This window comes from Bacillus cereus (assembly GCF_002564555.1).
Taxonomy (GTDB): domain Bacteria; phylum Bacillota; class Bacilli; order Bacillales; family Bacillaceae_G; genus Bacillus_A; species Bacillus_A cereus_K.
The window spans coordinates 103,168-120,494 of the sequence record NZ_NUVD01000089.1 but is presented as its reverse complement, the minus strand read 5'-3'; the positions used below and the strand labels follow the sequence as shown (position 1 = coordinate 120,494).

The window sequence follows — 17,327 nt, the reverse complement described above, 5'->3', positions numbered from 1 at the left end:
AACAAAGTAAATTATTTGCTATCGCAATTACACTTGTGCTGTTTAAAATCGATTACCATACGCCCTTGAATTCTACCTTGTTCCATTTCTTCAAATACATCCTGTACTTCATCTAGAGGACAAGTTTGAACAACCGGCACTACTTTGCCTTCTGCGCCAAACATAAATGCTTCCTCTAAATCCTTACGAGTACCGACTAGAGAACCAACTACTTCAATTCCGTCTAGTACAAGTCGTGGAATGTTTAAGTCCATAGTTTCTACCGGTAAACCTACCGCAACTACTTTACCGCAAGCACGTACTGCATCAACTGCTGAGTTGAAGGCTACTTTAGAAACTGCTGTTACTACAGCAGCATATGCGCCACCCAGTTCCTCTTGTACAATTTTATCAGCAGGACCTTGAGAAATTGGATTGATAGTCATATCAGCACCAACCTCTTTTGCTAATGCTAATTTATCATCATTTATATCTACTGCAATTACCTTTGCACCAAATACATTCTTCGCATATTGGATAGCTAGATTACCTAATCCACCACAACCATAGATTACTATAGGTTGACCAGGTTTAATATCTGATACTTTAATAGCTTTATATGTAGTTACACCTGCACATGTAATTGACGACGCTTGAGCAGGATCTAATCCTTCTGGTACTTTCACTGCATAATCGGCTGTAACGATACATTGCTCAGCCATACCACCATCTACTGAATAACCAGCATTCTTAACTTCACGACAGAATGTTTCTCTACCAGTTACGCAATATTCACAACGCCCACAAGATTGAAACATCCATGCGATACTTACACGGTCACCAACCTTAAGTGAAGTTACACCATCAGCAATTTTAGTAACAATACCTACACCCTCATGACCAAGTATACGGCCATCCGTGTTACCAAAATCATGATTTGCAACGTGTAAATCAGTGTGGCAAACTCCACAATACTCTACATCTACTAACGCTTCTCCTGAACGTAACGGACGTAATTCTTTTTCAATCACTTCGATGTTCGCTTTGCTGTTTTTATTAACCACTACTGCTTTCATATGTGATCTCCCCTTTAGTGTATTAGAGCTTTAATGAGTTCATCTCTCAACTCTTGTCCTCACTGTTTTAGCTAATTCTTGTGCTAAATTTAAGTGTTCAATCATCATTACATGTTTATCATAGCATGTAATTTTACAAGTTTATTGTAAAATATTGAACAATATTTGAATTATTAGCCAAATCGTTTCGGGGATGTATTCGAAGAAAAACCTTTATTTAGCATTATAATATATTTTATTTATTCTTATGTACTTTGTCGTAAACTCTCCATAACATGTAACACTTCACACTTATTTCTATTCCCCCCCATGTTTCACTGCGTATAATGCAGCTTGTGTACGATCATCCACTTCCAATTTTGCCAAAACATTCGAAACATGTGTTTTCACAGTTTGTTCTGTAATATGAAGCTCTGCTGCGATTTCCTTATTACTTCTTCCTTTCGCAATTTCACGAAGTACTTCTTGCTCTCTTTTTGTTAACATAGAAAACGGATTCTTTTTTTCTTTTTTAACTGCCAAACGCCCTAATAATGCAGGTGTTACTTTCGGATGGAAATTCGTATTCCCTTGATGTACTGCAATGATAGAAGCAACAAGTTGCTCAGGTTGTACTTCTTTTAATTGATAACCATCCACTCCAGCTTCGAGTGCCGGTAAAACATAATCTTGCTCCGAAAAACTACTTAGCATCAGTATCTTTATCGTCTCATCGTATTCTTTAATACGTTTTGTTGCCTCAATTCCATCCATCTTCGGCATAGATACATCCATTAGTACGACATTCGGTTTTTCTTTTTGTACAAAACATAGTGCCTCTTCACCATTTTCAGCTTCCCCAATAATTTCAAATTCTTCTCTTGTTTTCAAAAAGAATACAAGTCCCCTTCGAACGATATGATGGTCTTCAACTAATAGCAATTTAATCTTCACCTATCTTCTCTCCTTCAAACCGGTAATTGAATTTCTATTTTTGTACCTTTTTTCGGCTCTGTTGTTATTTGAAACGCTCCCCTCATTAATTCAATTCGTTCCTTCATACTTTTCAAACCAAGTGCAGATTCCCTTACTTGCTCTTGTATAAATCCTATTCCGTTATCTTCTATGTAAAAATATAACTGATTATTTTCTATCCTTAAATGAACATACACTTTTTCACACGAAGCATGTTTTTTACAATTATGTATCGCTTCTTGACTAATACGCCATAAAACTTCTTCTATTTCATCTCCAATTGAAACCATTCCATCAATTCGAACTTCCACATGAATCCCTAACAGCTTTCCGTAATTTTGAATTGCTTCTGCTAATCCTTTTTCTAATCCTTCCGGCCTTAATTGCCAAATTAAAAGTGTCATCTCTTGTAATGCTTCTTGTGACAATTCTCCAATATAACTTAACATCTCTTGCAAGTCTCTATCTTTCGTCATATTTAGAGTACCTTTAGCTGTTAGCATAATTGCAAATAACAATTGTTTAACGGAATCATGTAAATCACGAGCCAGTCGATTTCTTTCAGCTACAACTACGTATTTACGTTCTTTCTCCACTAACTGAATACGTTGTATTGTCGTTCCAATTTGAAATGCAATCGATTCTAATAACGCTAACTCTTCCTCAGAAAAATGTGTTTTATGAGGCGAGGCCACATTTAATAGACCGAACTTCTCTGAACCAGATCTTAGCGGAATTGTTGCGTGATGTGTAACATCTTTTGTCTCACCCAAATGACATTCAATCGCATCTTCTATTCGTTTACATTCAATAATATTTGTTGCTTTTTCTAATCTCCCGTTCACAAACCGTTCTACACACCAGCAATCCCCTTCACACATCGGCTGTTTCTCTTGCCACGTAAGAGCTGGTGGTAAGTTTTGATCTACAAGCATACGATGCTTTCCTCTTTCATCAATGAAAAATATCCACCCTGTTTGTAAATTCATAACTTTTAACAATGTATGTAACACTTTTTCTAACATGTCCTGTAAATTAGTTGCTTCATTTAATAATTCAGCAATTTCTTTTAATGCTTCTAAACGATGCATCTCTTTTTCATCAAAATTCATTCTCATCACCAACTACCATTATAACATTTAGAAATTTCTAAATTCTACAAATAGAAAAAGAACTGAATTTCTTCAGCCCTTTTTCTATATCAATGTTCACTTCAACTTTTAGCAGCATAATTCTTGTTATTGAAATATGCCACGTTGTAATATTAATTTCTTAGAAGATCCCCATTTGCTAATCTACAAATCCAAATTCTAAATAAATACAGAAATTAACTAGTTTTCTTTAACTATCTGATAAAGATTGTCCCCCTTGAATATGCTGTAAATTTTCAGTAGTAACGAACATATTCGCTGCGGGCATTTGTACTTGATTTTTATGAACCATAGACATTAACTCAAATCTTACTTGTCTAGAAGTTTCAAAATAATCTTCTGGCTTAATCAAACCTGTAATACAAAATTCATATCCAACATATTTAAGGTTAGGATTTAAGTCTGTAACACCAACATATTTAAACGGCTCAGCTGCCTCGTCCTCTACTCTATATAGACTTTGATCCAATTTCTCATTACAAATAACACATACTTCCTCTAATAATCCCTTAACTCTTGTGGGATCTTCCTGATAGCTTACCGTGATCCTTTCAATCACTCGCATCCATCCTTTATTAAAATTCTGTATCGTTCTAATCTCCCCGTGTGGTATGGTGAGTAGTTTTCCTGACCATTCACGAATTTGCATAAAACGAATACTAATTTCCTCAATCGTCCCTGAATTGGTTCCGTTAAAAGTAACAAAATCGCCAACACGAAACTCTTTGTCCGCTAATCTTGCGAAACCTAATATAACATCTTTCAGCATCTGTTGTGCCGCAAAACCGATGACAACTCCTGCTATCCCTGCACCTGCAAGAATACTTTTTATATCTACAAATTGACTAATTAAATATATGATCAGACTGAAGATAATGATATATCTAAAAATAGATCGAATTACACTTTGAATTGTCTGCTCTACCTCTTCATCAAAAAAGCTCGATTTTCTAAAAAACCAATCAATAATACGGTTTATAACAAACGAAATAATAATAAGAACTAAAGCAAATAGTAAAAATCTTAAGAGTAAAAACTCCCTTACATAATTAAAAAACTCCTCACTATACGTTAATAAACTCATCTATCCACTTCCTTACTAATGAAAATTTCATACAAAGTTGATTTATCGTAATTACATATTGATCGTCTGAAAACTTGTTAAATGTTCTTCTATAAATATACCCTTTTTCATAATTTAAAGGGAGATGACAATAGAATTTTTTATAAACGACTTTATTTTAAGTCTGCAATACTCCCCACGTTAAACGGAAAAAAGAGACCTTTTTGAAGGCCTCCTTTCATTTCACTTCTGCATGTAAACAAGATTTAAAATGCCCAAGTGCGAATTCATGTCCTTGCGCATTAAAAGATGCAACTGCCTTCTCATAAACAACAATTTTAAACCCTTTATTATACGCGTCTACTGCCGTATGAAGAACACAAATATCAGTGCAAACACCTACAAGATGAACTTCTTCTATTCCTCTTTCTCTAAGCTTCATCTCTAAATCCGTTCCAGCAAATGCACTGTATCGCGTTTTATCCATGTAATAGACATTCTCAACATTTTTATATTTTTCATATACATCTTGTAATTCACCGAATAAGTCTCTTCCATTTGTACCTGCTATATTATGCGGTGGGAATAACTTCGCTTCTGGATGATATACATCGTTTTCTTCATGTTTATCAATCGCAAATACTACGTAATCTCCATTTTCAATATATTGCTTCGTTATATGTACAATTTCCTTTTCAATTTCTTGGCCTGGTTTCCCGCAAGTTAAAGCACCTTTTTCAGCTACAAAATCATATGTATAGTCAATATTAATAAGAGCTCGTTTCATAACTACTATCTCTCCTTTTTCTGTTTCACAGTAAACAATAGAAAATTTGTTATTACGACATTGTATGTACTATTCGACATTTCAAATGAAATACCTACATTTCCCTTGCAAAACTTACCTCAATCCGAGTTTATCATAAAACAGATACACAAAGACAAAACATACCGTTCCTATTAGCATATCATGGATTCGATAATGAAGCGTAATTTGAATAACCTCCTGTATAGTTAACCAAATTACTGACATCATCATACTAATCAAGACGATACGAGCGAACCGATTCACATCTTCAACCTCTTTCTCTGTCATAGTAGTAATAAGTGATTTCTTATTACTACTAGAACGCAAAACAAATTATTCACTATTACATCATTAAATCCAAACAAAAAACACACTACTTTTGGAGTAATGTGCCTTTTATCCATATTAAGACGCTGGCTTTGTCTCAAACGACGCTTGATTAAAACTTATAACTTTTCCTTTCGGATCATTGTTTTCAAACTGAACGGCAGTAATTGTATGACTACCTGTCTCAAGAGTCTTTTCTTTTAATTGTACTGTTGTCTGTGTTGTACTAGTTAATTGATGTGTATCTGCATACACTTGATCTACAAATACGAATGTGTCTTTATCGTTTTGAAAATTAGAAAGTTCTAGCTCAACTTGCTGAATTAAAGTGTCCTTTTTGATAAATACAGTCGGTATATTGCCATTTTCAGAAGTTCCATCTGGTGTTTTTACTTTTACTTCCCCTTCACCAATCGGCGTTGCTCCTTCAGGAAATACGATTATATTCTCATCACTTGCATTTACAACTTGTTCTTTCTGATTAGATTGTGCATCTTCTTTTTCCTCTGGAGCAGCACAACCTACTAATAACAATACAGACAATCCAGCGATTATGAATTTCTTCAAAATTCATCCCCCCTGTAATTTGATTATAATTTATTATACAAAAATAACTTTTTAATTTTAAGACTACTTTTAACACTTTCATGAACAAATAGAAACTCGCTCACGATTAATGTATCATACTTTCCTTAATAGAACATTAATTTTTTTTATGAAATAAATAGTAATTCCTTCTTATCTATCATTTTAGCCCAACATATTAATTAAATACCCCCAAAAATAAAAAGACATTGTTAGTTCAATGTCTTTTCTATAAATAGCATTTAAAAAACAAATGTTGTAATCTCATCTACTTCTTTTCTTGGAAGTTTCTTCGGCTTATCTTTCGGAAATCCGAGTGAAATAACCATATTTATTTGTTTTTCGGGCCCAATTTGTAAATATTGTCGCAACTCATCTTGCGCTAATAGTACCGGTCCTGTCATTGGACAAGTACCAAGCCCCTTTGCATGTGCAGCTAACATTAAGTTTTGCGCTGCTAAACAGCTACTCTTAATTCCTTCTTCTTCCCAAACTGAATCTGGCACAAAAGCAATTGGATCAAATATCTTTTCACGAAACTTTGATTCATATGGTGTTGCCAAACATACAATTAATACAGGCGCTTCTGAGAAAGCTGTCGCATATGGCCCGAAAGAACGTGTAAGTAATTTCCCTGCTTTTTCTTCTCCATTTTCCGCTGCTTTTGCCGCAAGTTTATGTAATGCATCCCATGTCATTTGTTCAATTTCTTTAATTTTCTCTCGATTCATAATGACCAAGAACTCCCATGTTTGTGAGTTCGTATCGCTCGGTGCATAACGAGCACAATCAATAATTTCTTTTATATCACTTGTGGACACTTCTTGTTCCGTGAATTTTCTAACACTTCTTCTACCGTGAATTACTTCTTTAAAATCTTCATAATTCATACATTAAATCCCCTTTTAACAGCGTTTTCAAAACTTGTCCTATGGTTGAATTATATCATGAAAAAAAGCTGGGAGAATACCAGCTTTTTTCTTCATTATTAATTTGTTACTTTAAACAAACTAATACTTTCCTCATATGCAGCTTGTAGCTTTTTCGTAATTGTCCCTCTTTCGCCGCTTCCAAACTGTTCATCACCAATTTGAACAACTGGGAATATTTCAAGTGGTGTCGCCGTAAAGAAACACTCATCAGCCTCATATACCTCTTGTAATGAATATTCTCGTTCTTCTACTTCAATATGTAACTCTTTCGCTAATGTTATAACATAATGACGAGTAATACCATGCAAAATAAAGTGATCAGCTGGATGTGTAATCAGTTTATCATTTTTAACTATAAAGAAATTGGAATGACATCCCTCTGTTACAACTCCATCTCGTACTAAAATCGCTTCTTGATACCCTTGTTCATTTATTTTATTTTTAATCATGATATTAGGAAGGAGATTTAAAGATTTTATATGACAAAATTTCCATCTTATATCCTCTTCTACCGTTACCTTTATACCTGCTTCCATCGTAGCGATTGGTCTTGGGAACGAAACAATATTTGCAAAATATGTAGGTTGTAGATCTGACTCATATACATGATTACGTGGTTGGGCGCCTCTTGATATTTGCAAATATACATTTCCATCTTCTTGAAATTGATTTTTTTCAATCATTTGATGCAGCTCTTCCACTAATTCTTCCTTTGTAAATGGTGGAATTAGTTTAATTTCTTCCATGGATTTAAAAAAACGGTCCAAATGTAAATCTAATAAATGAGGCTTACCATCGTATAGTCTGAATACCTCATATATACCATCACCAAATTGGAAGCCTCGCTCTTCTAATGCCACCATCGGCTGTTCTTCCTTCATATTTACCATTCTTCCGTTAAATAAAATCCAATCTTTATGAGTAGCTTTCATTCCTTCCCACTCCTTTATTCCATGATTGGTTTTATTGTACAACTTATCCAAACTTAAAAGAAGGAATTTTCTGCGTTTTATTAATTTAAAATGCGTATCTATGTTGTACATAACAAAGATACGCATCCATAACACACTATAAATTTAATTCCTAATATTGGGTATATTTAATATACGAAGGATCATTGTACACCCATTGATTTCCACCAAGGTTCAACCATCCGTTTTGATTAATAAATACTAAATAAGATTCCGGTTTATTTAATTTACGAATAACTGAAGAAGATGTTGATGGAGCACTTCTTAAATTCACATTCATTCCTTGTATATATGCGACACCAATTGCGCTTCCATCATTATTGCTCGTCTTTACAAAATTAATGTAAGAAGGGTCATTATACACCCATTGTCCATTTCCTAAGTCTAACCATCCGTTACTTTCCTGAAATACGACATACGATTCTGGAGAGTTTAGTTGACGAATAACTGAAGAGGACGTTGATGGACCACTTCTTAAGTTTACATTTTTCCCAAGGATATAAGCAATCCCCTTCGTTTGTGGTGTTGGCTGCGGGTTGGGGGGTTGTGGATTCGGAGGATTTGGATTTGGAGATATTTCAAAAATAGCTGCTATTCCATTTGCATACGCTTGACTTAGATCCTCAATAAATTGTGGATTTTTCAATAAATTAGCATCAAATGTTGTATCAATAAAAGCAGTCTCAGTTAAAATTGCATCCATTGCAGTCTCCCTTAGTACCGCATAATTTGCTTTTTTTGCCCCTCGATCACGAAGACCGTATTTTGTTAATACAGGATTGACTGCTGCATGCATTTTTTGTTGCTTTGCATATGCGGAGCTACTATTAGATAACGCATTATAAATATAACTTTCAAAACCAGTACCCCCGCCACTATTTATATGAAATGAGATAAAGTAATCTGCACCAAAAGAATTAGCAATATTAGCACGTTCTGATAAAGAGATAAACACATCACTATCACGTGTCATTTTAATAGTAATTGGATAGTTGGCAGATAAAATGTCCCGAACACGTCTAGCGATTTGAAGTGTTAAGTTTTTTTCTACTAACCCATTACCAACAGCACCAGAATCATATCCACCGTGCCCTGCGTCTATAACAAGTTTCATATCCCTGTTTCATTCCTTTCTTTCATTTAATAAATTTACATTGCTACTCGTCCTATTTTATGTGAAATGCACAAGTTTCGTTACAATTGCAAATAAAAAACCCCCTTATGTAAGGCGGTTCCTCTCATTTTGCTTTAACCAATTTAAAATAAATATATACGATTGATAGTGAATATAGCGTATGCAAAATAAAATAAATACAAGAGCTATTCCGGCACCACTATACAATAGGCCAAACTTTAAAAAAATGTTCAAAAGTGGTGGGAAGTTAGTCATATTTTGTAATATAGCAAGCATACAAAATAAAATGAAAAACACAGGGACATATTGTAATTCATATGGCTTTCTTTTCTTATTCATTCTTTTCCGGATGAAAATATGGCTCATCTCAGCTACTATAAAACACCCTCCAATTAATACAAGACCAGAAGTTATCGTCATACATCCACCTGCCTTATATTTATTTTACCGCATAGCCAAGCATCGTTATATTTTCTTTACATATGTTCCATCTACTTCATTAAAACCAAAGCTCTCTATGAAAGATGTAGCTTGTTCCGTTAATCCCTCTTGTAATACTATTATCTCTTTCATACTTCTTTGTTTCATCATTTCTTCAAATGTAAAATACGTATTTGTACCATAACCATAACCTTGATAATCAAAATGAATAATTAACTGAGATAAAACAGCACTTTCCTCTTGAACACTATAATCTATTACACCAATATATGTATCATCAACTTTTACACAATACTGTACCTTTTTCTCAACTAAACTATGCGAGCTAAACATTTCTTTAACAACGCTTTCATTTTCTACAGTTACTTTCTCAAACGTAATCATATGTTGTCCATCCTTTTACTATTATTGTATCAATAACACGTTCTATTTATGAAAAAAACCTTAAGACCATATGCGATCTTAAGGTTTTTCTAATTAAACTAAGCTATACGCACGTTTTGTTTCTTCATGGAACTTATTCGTATCGTATTTATGCTCAACATAAATTTGGTGCCATACCATAAATGCAAGTACAGTCCAAATTTTACGGCTATAATCGCCTTTATCTGCACAATGTGCTTCCAGTAAGTTTAATACGTACTGTTTGTCGATTAAATGCTCGGTCTTACTTTCGTTAATAATATTTATAGCCCAGTCATGCATTTCGTCTTTTAACCAGTGACGAATTGGTACTGGGAATCCAAGTTTTTTACGATCTAACACGTGATCCGGAACAATTCCACGTGCTGCTTCACGTAAAATAGCTTTCGTAGTTCCGTTAGCAATTTTAAATTCAGTTGGAATTTTAGATGCAACATCGAATACTTCTTTGTCTAAGAACGGTACACGAAGTTCTAATGAGTTCGCCATCGTCATTTTATCAGCTTTTAATAAAATGTCGCCACGTAACCATGTGAACATATCAATGTATTGCATTTTGCTTACATCATCGTAATCTTTAATTTCGTTATACAATGGTTTCGTGATATCCATATAGTTAACACTTTCATTGTAATACTTCATTAATTCAGCTTTTTCTTCTTCACGGAAGATTTTCGCGTTTCCATAGTAACGCTCTTCGATTGGTGTACATCCACGCTCTAGGAAGCTCTTTCCTTTAAATCCTTCTTTAAGAGCACCACTTAATGCTTTTAGAACGCTCTTACCTGGGCTAGGAATGTAAGAGAACATTTTTAGGGAGTTTGGCTCACGATAAATGTTATAACCACCAAATAGCTCGTCTGCCCCTTCACCAGAAAGAACAACTGTTACATGTTTACGCGCTTCTTTTGCAACAAAGTACAATGGCACAGCTGCTGGATCTGCTAAAGGATCATCCATATGCCAAATAATTTTTGGGAACTCATCCATAAATTCTTTCGCTGAAATAAATACGTTATGGTTTTTAACGCCTAATTTCTCAGCAGTTTCTTTCGCCACATCAACTTCACTGAAACCACGTTGCTCAAAACCAACAGAGAATGTTAAAAGATTCGGATTCATTTCTCTTGCGATAGAAGCGATAATAGATGAATCGATACCACCAGATAAGAATGAACCTACTGGTACATCACTACGCATATGCACTTTTACAGAATCGTATAATACATCACGAATTGCTTGGATATGCTCTTCTTTCGTTGCGCTTGAAGCATTGAAATACGGCTTCCAGTAGCGATGGATTTCCATCTCTTTACCGATTTCCTTTACGAAATAATGACCAGGCTCAATTTTATTAACATCAATTGTTAATGTTTCTGGTTCTGGACCGTATTGGTACGTAAAGTAATGTTGTAGTGACGTTGGGTTTACCCCTTTGTCTTCCATTACATGCATAATACTTTTCTTCTCAGATGCGAAGAATGTAGTATCACCTTGTTGTGCGATATATAATGGCTTAATACCGAAGTGGTCACGTGCACCGAAAAGTTTCTTTTCTTCACGATCCCAAATCATAAACGCAAACATACCACGAAGGTAATCTACACATTTTTCTTTCATATGTGCATACAATGCAATGATAACTTCTGTATCAGATTGCGTTGCAAACGTTGCACCTTTTTCAAGTAACATTTCACGTAATTCTACATAGTTGTAAATTTCACCATTAAAAATAATTACATATCGATCATTTTCATAAGTTAGCGGCTGATGTCCTGCCTCTAAGTCAATGATACTTAAACGGCGGAAGCCAAATTGTACATGTTCATCACGAAAATATCCTTCGTCATCTGGACCACGGTGGAAAATCATCGTGTTCATATTTTCAAATTGATGTTTTTCTGTTTCTGAAAACCCTCTAGGGTTTTCACATAAACATCCTACAAAACCACACATACTTCTTACCCTCTTTCGGTTTTCATTCTGTCTCTATACTACTATATCAACCCTATTTATACTAGCATAATCAACTGAATATGGCGACCAAAAACTATAAAAAAATCACTCCATTTCACATTTTTAACAATTTTTTATGAAAACATGAAAACTAGGCATTCACCTTTCTCCGCTTTTGTCATATGATATCGCAAATTGATTTCTAGGAGGGAATACTATGAGTGAAGAAAAAAAAGATTCTTCTCGCCCACCAGTTCGAAGTTATTTAAAGCAAATTGATGATTTTTTTGAGCAAACTCCACTTCGTAATGTAATCGCTGATTTAAATCATTTTTTCCAAAAAGGAAACCGTTTATTAACATTCCCTGTAGATTTATATGAAGTTGGTGAAGAACTCGTTGTTACAGCTGAACTACCAGGTATACAAAAAGAACAAATTCAAATTGAAATACAAAATGAATACTTAAAAGTCTCTGTAAAAGAAGAGATGCTTGAAGAGACAGAAGAACAGACATCTCATAACTATTATCGTCGAGAACGTTCTATTTCAGAAGCATCAAGAATAATTAAATTACCATATTCAATTAATAAAAAAGCAACGAAAGCTTCCTATCAAAATGGTGTGCTAGAAATTCGTGCGCCGAAACTGCCTCAGCAACATGACATTTTATCTATAGACTAATGTAAAAAAGAAGGGTGCTCTGCACCCTTCTTTTTACTCCACTAGTCGTTTCATATCACGTATAATATCTTCATATGGCGTATTACTAATACCATTATACTTTTTCATTACTTTTCCATTTTGATCAATCAAATAAAATGATGTTCCATGTATTACTTGACCGTTCTCTGGCTTATCTACAAGTGATTGGAAATTATCTTTTGAAAACTTTGTAATATCCTCTAATGAATAACCAGTTAACAAGTTCCAATTACTCGTATCTTCTGTGAATTTTTGGATGAAAGTTTTCAGATTCTCTGGCTTATCAAGATCAGGGTCTACACTAAACGACACAAACTGAACGTCTAATTTCTCTTCCTTCGCCATTTTCTGTAATTTTGCCATGTTAGCAGTCATTGGTGGACAAACTGTTTGGCAGCTTGTAAACATAAAATCTGCAACCCAAACTTTCCCTTTTAAATCTTTTGTACCAAATTGTTTTCCATCCTGATTTGTAAATTGGAATGTTTCTAAGTCCCAGTTTAACGGTTTACGAAGCTTTGAGCCTGATTCACTACATCCAGCAAGTACAAAGAGACAAAATACAACCATAAGACCAATTATTTTTTGATAACGCTTCATTTATAAACCTCTTTTCTCTATCCTAAATTTAAATAGGTTATGTTCATAATAACAAAAGTTAACACTACGAGAAAATTGTTTACTACATTTGTTCACGAAATCGTACGAATTTACGTATGTTGTTTCTTAAATTCAAGTGAATTACTAGACAAAATATATTTTTTTACGAATATTTATCTAAATAGTATTTGCAAAACAAAGTTCATTGTTAATTTTGTAAATACTCCCCCCTATTTTTTAACAATTACTTAAACATTAATCCACGTTTTACACTGTATTCCTTAACAACATTTCGATACAATACAACTACAACGATTTTAAATGAGGTGATGTTCATGGCAAAACGCTATGAAAATATGGATAATGTTAGCACAAAAAAATCAATTCGTTCTTTTTTACGATGGCGTAAAGAACGAAAGCAAAACAAAAAAGACTTTTCATTCCTAGTAGAACAATCACCTGTTAAACAAAGTCCATTTTTGCAAAGTAATTTTGAAAAAACAACCGTCACATGGATTGGGCATTCCACTTTTCTTATCCAAACGAATGGACTTAATATATTAACGGATCCAGTATGGGCCAATAAATTAAAACTAGTACCAAGACTTACAGAACCTGGACTTTCTATAGAAGAACTACCGAAAATTGATATTGTCCTTATTTCACACGGTCATTATGATCACCTAGATTTTTCAACACTTCGCCAGCTAAATGATGATGTTCTATACCTTGTACCTATCGGCCTAAAGAAATTATTTACCCGTAAAAAATTCCCCCATGTAGAAGAATATAATTGGTGGGAAAGTACGACAATTAATGAAGTTTCATTTCACTTCGTACCTGCTCAACACTGGACGAGAAGATCATTATTTGATATGAATACGTCTCACTGGGGTGGATGGATTATTAATAATGAAACTACCATGGAAACCATTTATTTTTGTGGTGATAGTGGCTACTTCCAAGGTTTCAAAGAAATTGGCAAGCGATTTTCCATTGATATTGCTCTTATGCCAATTGGCGCGTACGAACCGGAATGGTTTATGAAAGTATCTCACGTTTCACCTGAAGAGGCAGTGCAAGCTTATTTAGATTTAAACGCTACACATTTTATACCAATGCATTACGGGACTTTTGCACTCGCTGATGAAACACCTCGTGAGGCAGTAACAAGACTTCGCAATAACTGGAATTTACGTATGTTACCGTGGGAGCAACTGCATGTTCTCTTTTTAGGCCAAACTTTCACTTACAATACTGCAACAAATGATAAACATGTAAATGAAAAAATTGAAACGTTACATGTATAACGTAACTACTTATTTCTTGCACCCATCATATACTATAGAAAATCATAAAGGGTGTTTTCTATGAATGAATATTTACAGATTCGCTATATCATTAGCGGTAGTGCCTGTATAACCCTTCTTATTTCTTACTTTCTCTTCACATAAAAAAGCTACTTGAAATACATTTTCAAGTAGCTTTTTTATTACTCTGCTAAATACATAAATCCGATTGCACCCGGACCTGTATGAGTACTAATGACAGGCGTTGTATAGAAAATTTCAGATTGTGCGAATCCACTCGCTTTTTCAATCGCTGCTTTCATACTTTCAGCTAAAGGAATTGCTTTTGCATGAGGAATCCCAACAGCTTTTATAGATTTCCCTGCTGTATCCTGCTCAAATATTTTAGTTAGTGTCTTTACAATTTGTCCTTGACTACGAACTTTCGTTACTGGATTGTATGCTCCACCATCAAGGTTTGCAATTGGTTTGATGTTCAGTAAAGAGCCGATAAATGCTTTACCTTTACCAATACGTCCACCTTTTACTAAGTTCTCTAATGTATCTACGACTACATATAAACGAGTATTTTTTCTCACTTCATCAATTCTTTTTACAATATCTTCTAATGAGCGTTCTTCTTTTGCCATTTTTGCTGCTTCAATTACTTGATATGCTAATGCATGGCTAATGAACTGAGAATCCACAACAGTTACTTTTGTATCAGTCATTGTTGCAGCACTATTTGCTGTTGCAACAGTACCACTCATACCACCTGTCATATGTATGGAAAGTACTTCGCTCCCATCTTCTCCTAGCTTTTCATACATTTCTACAAATGTACCCATAGCTGGTTGTGATGTTTTTGGTAATTCTTCTGATTTTGCCATCTCTTCAATAAATTCATCTGGTTGTAGATCAACGCGATCTAAATAAGTTTGTCCATTTACAGAAATTGATAATGGTAGAACATGAATGTCATACTTCTCAATTACCTCTTGTGATAAATCTGCCGTTGAATCTGTTACAATTTTAATTTTTTGCATATTATATTCTTCCCTTTCCAATACGCTCTCCTTGTTATTATACTAGCATTCCTAATCCTTTCAACAATTTCGAACAAAATTTCATCAAATTAATTATATTTTTATACCTAAAATAAAAAAGACAGAGTATTTCTAACTCTGTCCTACTTTGAATTATGCATTCTTTTCAAGAGTATTTGTTTTATATACCTTTGAATAATCATTCCACTTCAAACAATTTTGTAAATATTCACGGAAAGAATATGAAAATCTTGGGTGCTTTTGTTTTTGAATTTTTGTAATAAATAATTGAAGACGAGACTGAATTAGAAACGATAATGGATGCTGCGCTTGTAGGACAGGGATTTCAAATATTTTAATACAATTCCCTGTTGCATGAGTGAAATAAAAACTTTTCGTAATCACAATATCAATCCTCTTTTTCGTTGGATTTTTGAACTGCCTCCACTTAACGTTTTGACACATTGTGTAAAATACATGTTTTCTCCTACTACTGAAAAAATACGTTTTTCCTACAGTTAGTATTGGCAGGACTCATCTCGATCTAATTATCCTTTTGAGACGATAGTCTTGTTTCCAGTATATAGCTTATGAGCATAAGTATAAACTTATAGAAGCGCAAAGTTTGTCTAAATTTCGGAGATTCTATAATTTTTTTCTTCTTTATATTGTATACGATTATAGCTATAGTATAACAACTAAATAAAAAAGTGCCTTTATAACGAGGCACTTTTCGAATGTGTTTCTTCTCTTTTTTGTTTACGCTTACTTACAATTTTTGATATAGCAATACTAATTTCATAAATACAAATAAGTGGTACCGCAACTAAACTATGAGATAAAAAATCCGGCGGTGATATACACGATGCAATGATAATCAATGCTACGTATGCATACCTTCTTATTTTTATTAGCAATTCAGCCGTTAGTATTCCAATACTTGTTAAAAACATTACAACTACAGGTAATTCAAAAATCACAGCAAATGGTACTGTTAAATTAAGTACAAAATGAAAATATTTCTCTGTCGTAAACATCGTATTAAACATTTCATTACCTATCGTAGTTAAAAAATGAAATAGAAACGGCATTACAATGAAATATCCAAAACATAAACCTGCAATAAATAATACAGACAATACCGGTATATACATTAACGTCGCCTTTTGTTCATTTGGATGTAAACCTGGTTTTACAAATAGCCAAATTTGCAACGCAGCAAAAGGAATTGTACAAACGATAGCAAATACTGTAGCAATCGAGAAAAATATCCACAACACATCGCTCGGACCGAGAACAGTTAATTTCATTGGTAAATCTTTTACTAGCCAAAAATAAATATCCTTCGTAAAAGTAAAACCTATAATTAAAAATAATACAAAGGATAACACTGTATATATTACTCGTTTGCGAAGCTCAACAATATGTTCTACTACGCTCATTTCCCGATCTTCCATCTCGTTCACCACACTTTATTTATCCATTACAAGTAACATTCATCACATTTTTTCCTTCTTTTCCTTCTCTTCAAATGCGTCATCTGTCAATTCTTTCGTTGATTTTTTAAATTCTTTTAACGTTTCCCCTAAAGCCTTCCCGATTTCCGGCAATTTTTTAGGACCAAATAAAATGAGTACGGCTACTAAAATTAAAATTAACCCTGGAAAGCCAATATTTGAAAACATTTCCCCATCCCCTTTATTAGTAGTTTATTTGTCCTACTATTACATAATTTTATTTTGTCAAAAAAGTTTGAAAACGTCAACAAATCCATTGCCTTTTGTCAAAAAAATTCAAAAATATAATCAATTATACAAATTTCATTTTCTATTGCCCTTGTGTATGATATGGTAAGGGAAACGACATATTATTTTATGATAGTAGAAAG

The 17,327-nt window shown here is 33.9% G+C and carries 20 protein-coding genes; 2 read left to right on the top strand and 18 right to left on the bottom strand.

Translation table 11 applies throughout. The annotated features are described in order from the left end of the window. Positions 1-11: 11 nt before the first annotated feature. The 13 genes from adhP to asnB form a co-directional block, all read right to left on the bottom strand. Positions 12-1,055 (bottom strand): alcohol dehydrogenase AdhP, encoded by a 1,044-nt coding sequence (gene adhP, locus COI75_RS20260; RefSeq protein ID WP_000649131.1) that lies wholly within the window; start codon positions 1,053-1,055, stop codon positions 12-14. 297 nt (positions 1,056-1,352) lie between these two features. After that, the gene (locus COI75_RS20255; protein WP_000694622.1) at positions 1,353-1,988 is read right to left on the bottom strand and encodes a response regulator; all 636 of its coding nucleotides are present in this window, start codon (positions 1,986-1,988) and stop codon (positions 1,353-1,355) included. 14 nt (positions 1,989-2,002) lie between these two features. Further along, positions 2,003-3,100: a GAF domain-containing sensor histidine kinase gene (locus COI75_RS20250; RefSeq protein WP_170958515.1), complete on the bottom strand. Its 1,098-nt coding sequence runs from the start codon at positions 3,098-3,100 to the stop codon at positions 2,003-2,005. A 250-nt stretch (positions 3,101-3,350) separates the two neighbouring features. After that, positions 3,351-4,244: a mechanosensitive ion channel family protein gene (locus COI75_RS20245; RefSeq protein WP_000055414.1), complete on the bottom strand. Its 894-nt coding sequence runs from the start codon at positions 4,242-4,244 to the stop codon at positions 3,351-3,353. 217 nt (positions 4,245-4,461) lie between these two features. After that, positions 4,462-5,010: a cysteine hydrolase family protein gene (locus COI75_RS20240; RefSeq protein ID WP_000816756.1), complete on the bottom strand. Its 549-nt coding sequence runs from the start codon at positions 5,008-5,010 to the stop codon at positions 4,462-4,464. A 114-nt stretch (positions 5,011-5,124) separates the two neighbouring features. Continuing rightward, the gene (locus COI75_RS27700) at positions 5,125-5,319 is read right to left on the bottom strand and encodes a hypothetical protein (protein ID WP_080013213.1); all 195 of its coding nucleotides are present in this window, start codon (positions 5,317-5,319) and stop codon (positions 5,125-5,127) included. Between the two features lie 117 nt (positions 5,320-5,436). After that, a complete protein-coding gene (locus tag COI75_RS20230) occupies positions 5,437-5,925 on the bottom strand; it encodes a hypothetical protein (protein WP_000713448.1) in 489 nt (162 codons plus the stop codon). 260 nt (positions 5,926-6,185) lie between these two features. Further along, complete coding sequence (locus tag COI75_RS20225) at positions 6,186-6,833, bottom strand: nitroreductase family protein (protein WP_001105301.1); 648 nt, start codon at positions 6,831-6,833, stop codon at positions 6,186-6,188. Between the two features lie 98 nt (positions 6,834-6,931). Beyond that, positions 6,932-7,807, bottom strand: coding sequence for a D-amino-acid transaminase (dat, locus tag COI75_RS20220; protein ID WP_000648390.1), 876 nt, complete (start codon positions 7,805-7,807; stop codon positions 6,932-6,934). 151 nt (positions 7,808-7,958) lie between these two features. After that, the gene (locus COI75_RS20215) at positions 7,959-8,960 is read right to left on the bottom strand and encodes an N-acetylmuramoyl-L-alanine amidase (RefSeq protein WP_000779877.1); all 1,002 of its coding nucleotides are present in this window, start codon (positions 8,958-8,960) and stop codon (positions 7,959-7,961) included. Positions 8,961-9,065: 105 nt separating this feature from the next. Beyond that, positions 9,066-9,401 (bottom strand): hypothetical protein, encoded by a 336-nt coding sequence (locus COI75_RS20210; RefSeq protein WP_000156789.1) that lies wholly within the window; start codon positions 9,399-9,401, stop codon positions 9,066-9,068. A gap of 45 nt (positions 9,402-9,446) precedes the next feature. Further along, the gene (locus COI75_RS20205) at positions 9,447-9,806 is read right to left on the bottom strand and encodes a GNAT family N-acetyltransferase (protein ID WP_000627526.1); all 360 of its coding nucleotides are present in this window, start codon (positions 9,804-9,806) and stop codon (positions 9,447-9,449) included. A gap of 93 nt (positions 9,807-9,899) precedes the next feature. Further along, a complete protein-coding gene (asnB, locus tag COI75_RS20200) occupies positions 9,900-11,801 on the bottom strand; it encodes an asparagine synthase (glutamine-hydrolyzing) (protein ID WP_000333829.1) in 1,902 nt (633 codons plus the stop codon). 217 nt (positions 11,802-12,018) lie between these two features. On the opposite strand from asnB, the gene COI75_RS20195 reads away from it, so the two are divergent. Further along, entirely contained in the window at positions 12,019-12,483 is a 465-nt protein-coding gene (locus COI75_RS20195) for an Hsp20/alpha crystallin family protein (protein ID WP_001288093.1), read from the top strand. 33 nt (positions 12,484-12,516) lie between these two features. Here the strand turns inward: COI75_RS20195 and COI75_RS20190 are convergent, their stop codons facing one another. Further along, positions 12,517-13,104: an SCO family protein gene (locus COI75_RS20190; RefSeq protein WP_000833336.1), complete on the bottom strand. Its 588-nt coding sequence runs from the start codon at positions 13,102-13,104 to the stop codon at positions 12,517-12,519. 335 nt (positions 13,105-13,439) lie between these two features. Between COI75_RS20190 and COI75_RS20185 the strand changes: the two genes are divergently transcribed. After that, on the top strand, positions 13,440-14,414 hold the full coding sequence (locus tag COI75_RS20185) for an MBL fold metallo-hydrolase (RefSeq protein ID WP_001129644.1): 975 nt from the start codon (positions 13,440-13,442) through the stop codon (positions 14,412-14,414). Between the two features lie 182 nt (positions 14,415-14,596). Here the strand turns inward: COI75_RS20185 and COI75_RS20180 are convergent, their stop codons facing one another. The 4 genes from COI75_RS20180 to COI75_RS20165 form a co-directional block, all read right to left on the bottom strand. Then, positions 14,597-15,439 (bottom strand): DegV family protein, encoded by an 843-nt coding sequence (locus COI75_RS20180; RefSeq protein WP_033657168.1) that lies wholly within the window; start codon positions 15,437-15,439, stop codon positions 14,597-14,599. Between the two features lie 153 nt (positions 15,440-15,592). Further along, positions 15,593-15,844, bottom strand: a complete 252-nt coding sequence (locus COI75_RS20175; protein ID WP_000629008.1) for a DUF2535 family protein — start codon at positions 15,842-15,844, stop codon at positions 15,593-15,595. A 311-nt stretch (positions 15,845-16,155) separates the two neighbouring features. Next, positions 16,156-16,896 (bottom strand): twin-arginine translocase subunit TatC, encoded by a 741-nt coding sequence (gene tatC / locus COI75_RS20170; protein WP_000390134.1) that lies wholly within the window; start codon positions 16,894-16,896, stop codon positions 16,156-16,158. 42 nt (positions 16,897-16,938) lie between these two features. Continuing rightward, a complete protein-coding gene (locus COI75_RS20165) occupies positions 16,939-17,124 on the bottom strand; it encodes a twin-arginine translocase TatA/TatE family subunit (protein ID WP_000492440.1) in 186 nt (61 codons plus the stop codon). Positions 17,125-17,327 lie beyond the last annotated feature (203 nt).

What these genes read in the sequence shown, in the direction of transcription:
- COI75_RS20195 (WP_001288093.1), top strand. Translation starts at nt 12,019, where the DNA reads ATGAGTGAAGAAAAAAAAGATTCTTCTCGCCCACCAGTTCGAAGTTAT.
- COI75_RS27700 (WP_080013213.1), bottom strand. Translation starts at nt 5,319, where the DNA reads ATGACAGAGAAAGAGGTTGAAGATGTGAATCGGTTCGCTCGTATCGTC.
- COI75_RS20245 (WP_000055414.1), bottom strand. Translation starts at nt 4,244, where the DNA reads ATGAGTTTATTAACGTATAGTGAGGAGTTTTTTAATTATGTAAGGGAG.
- COI75_RS20250 (WP_170958515.1), bottom strand. Translation starts at nt 3,100, where the DNA reads ATGCATCGTTTAGAAGCATTAAAAGAAATTGCTGAATTATTAAATGAA.
- COI75_RS20205 (WP_000627526.1), bottom strand. Translation starts at nt 9,806, where the DNA reads ATGATTACGTTTGAGAAAGTAACTGTAGAAAATGAAAGCGTTGTTAAA.
- COI75_RS20190 (WP_000833336.1), bottom strand. Translation starts at nt 13,104, where the DNA reads ATGAAGCGTTATCAAAAAATAATTGGTCTTATGGTTGTATTTTGTCTC.
- COI75_RS20225 (WP_001105301.1), bottom strand. Translation starts at nt 6,833, where the DNA reads ATGAATTATGAAGATTTTAAAGAAGTAATTCACGGTAGAAGAAGTGTT.
- COI75_RS20165 (WP_000492440.1), bottom strand. Translation starts at nt 17,124, where the DNA reads ATGTTTTCAAATATTGGCTTTCCAGGGTTAATTTTAATTTTAGTAGCC.
- asnB (WP_000333829.1), bottom strand. Translation starts at nt 11,801, where the DNA reads ATGTGTGGTTTTGTAGGATGTTTATGTGAAAACCCTAGAGGGTTTTCA.
- adhP (WP_000649131.1), bottom strand. Translation starts at nt 1,055, where the DNA reads ATGAAAGCAGTAGTGGTTAATAAAAACAGCAAAGCGAACATCGAAGTG.
- COI75_RS20240 (WP_000816756.1), bottom strand. Translation starts at nt 5,010, where the DNA reads ATGAAACGAGCTCTTATTAATATTGACTATACATATGATTTTGTAGCT.
- COI75_RS20180 (WP_033657168.1), bottom strand. Translation starts at nt 15,439, where the DNA reads ATGCAAAAAATTAAAATTGTAACAGATTCAACGGCAGATTTATCACAA.
- COI75_RS20185 (WP_001129644.1), top strand. Translation starts at nt 13,440, where the DNA reads ATGGCAAAACGCTATGAAAATATGGATAATGTTAGCACAAAAAAATCA.
- COI75_RS20210 (WP_000156789.1), bottom strand. Translation starts at nt 9,401, where the DNA reads ATGACGATAACTTCTGGTCTTGTATTAATTGGAGGGTGTTTTATAGTA.
- dat (WP_000648390.1), bottom strand. Translation starts at nt 7,807, where the DNA reads ATGAAAGCTACTCATAAAGATTGGATTTTATTTAACGGAAGAATGGTA.
- COI75_RS20215 (WP_000779877.1), bottom strand. Translation starts at nt 8,960, where the DNA reads ATGAAACTTGTTATAGACGCAGGGCACGGTGGATATGATTCTGGTGCT.
- tatC (WP_000390134.1), bottom strand. Translation starts at nt 16,896, where the DNA reads ATGGAAGATCGGGAAATGAGCGTAGTAGAACATATTGTTGAGCTTCGC.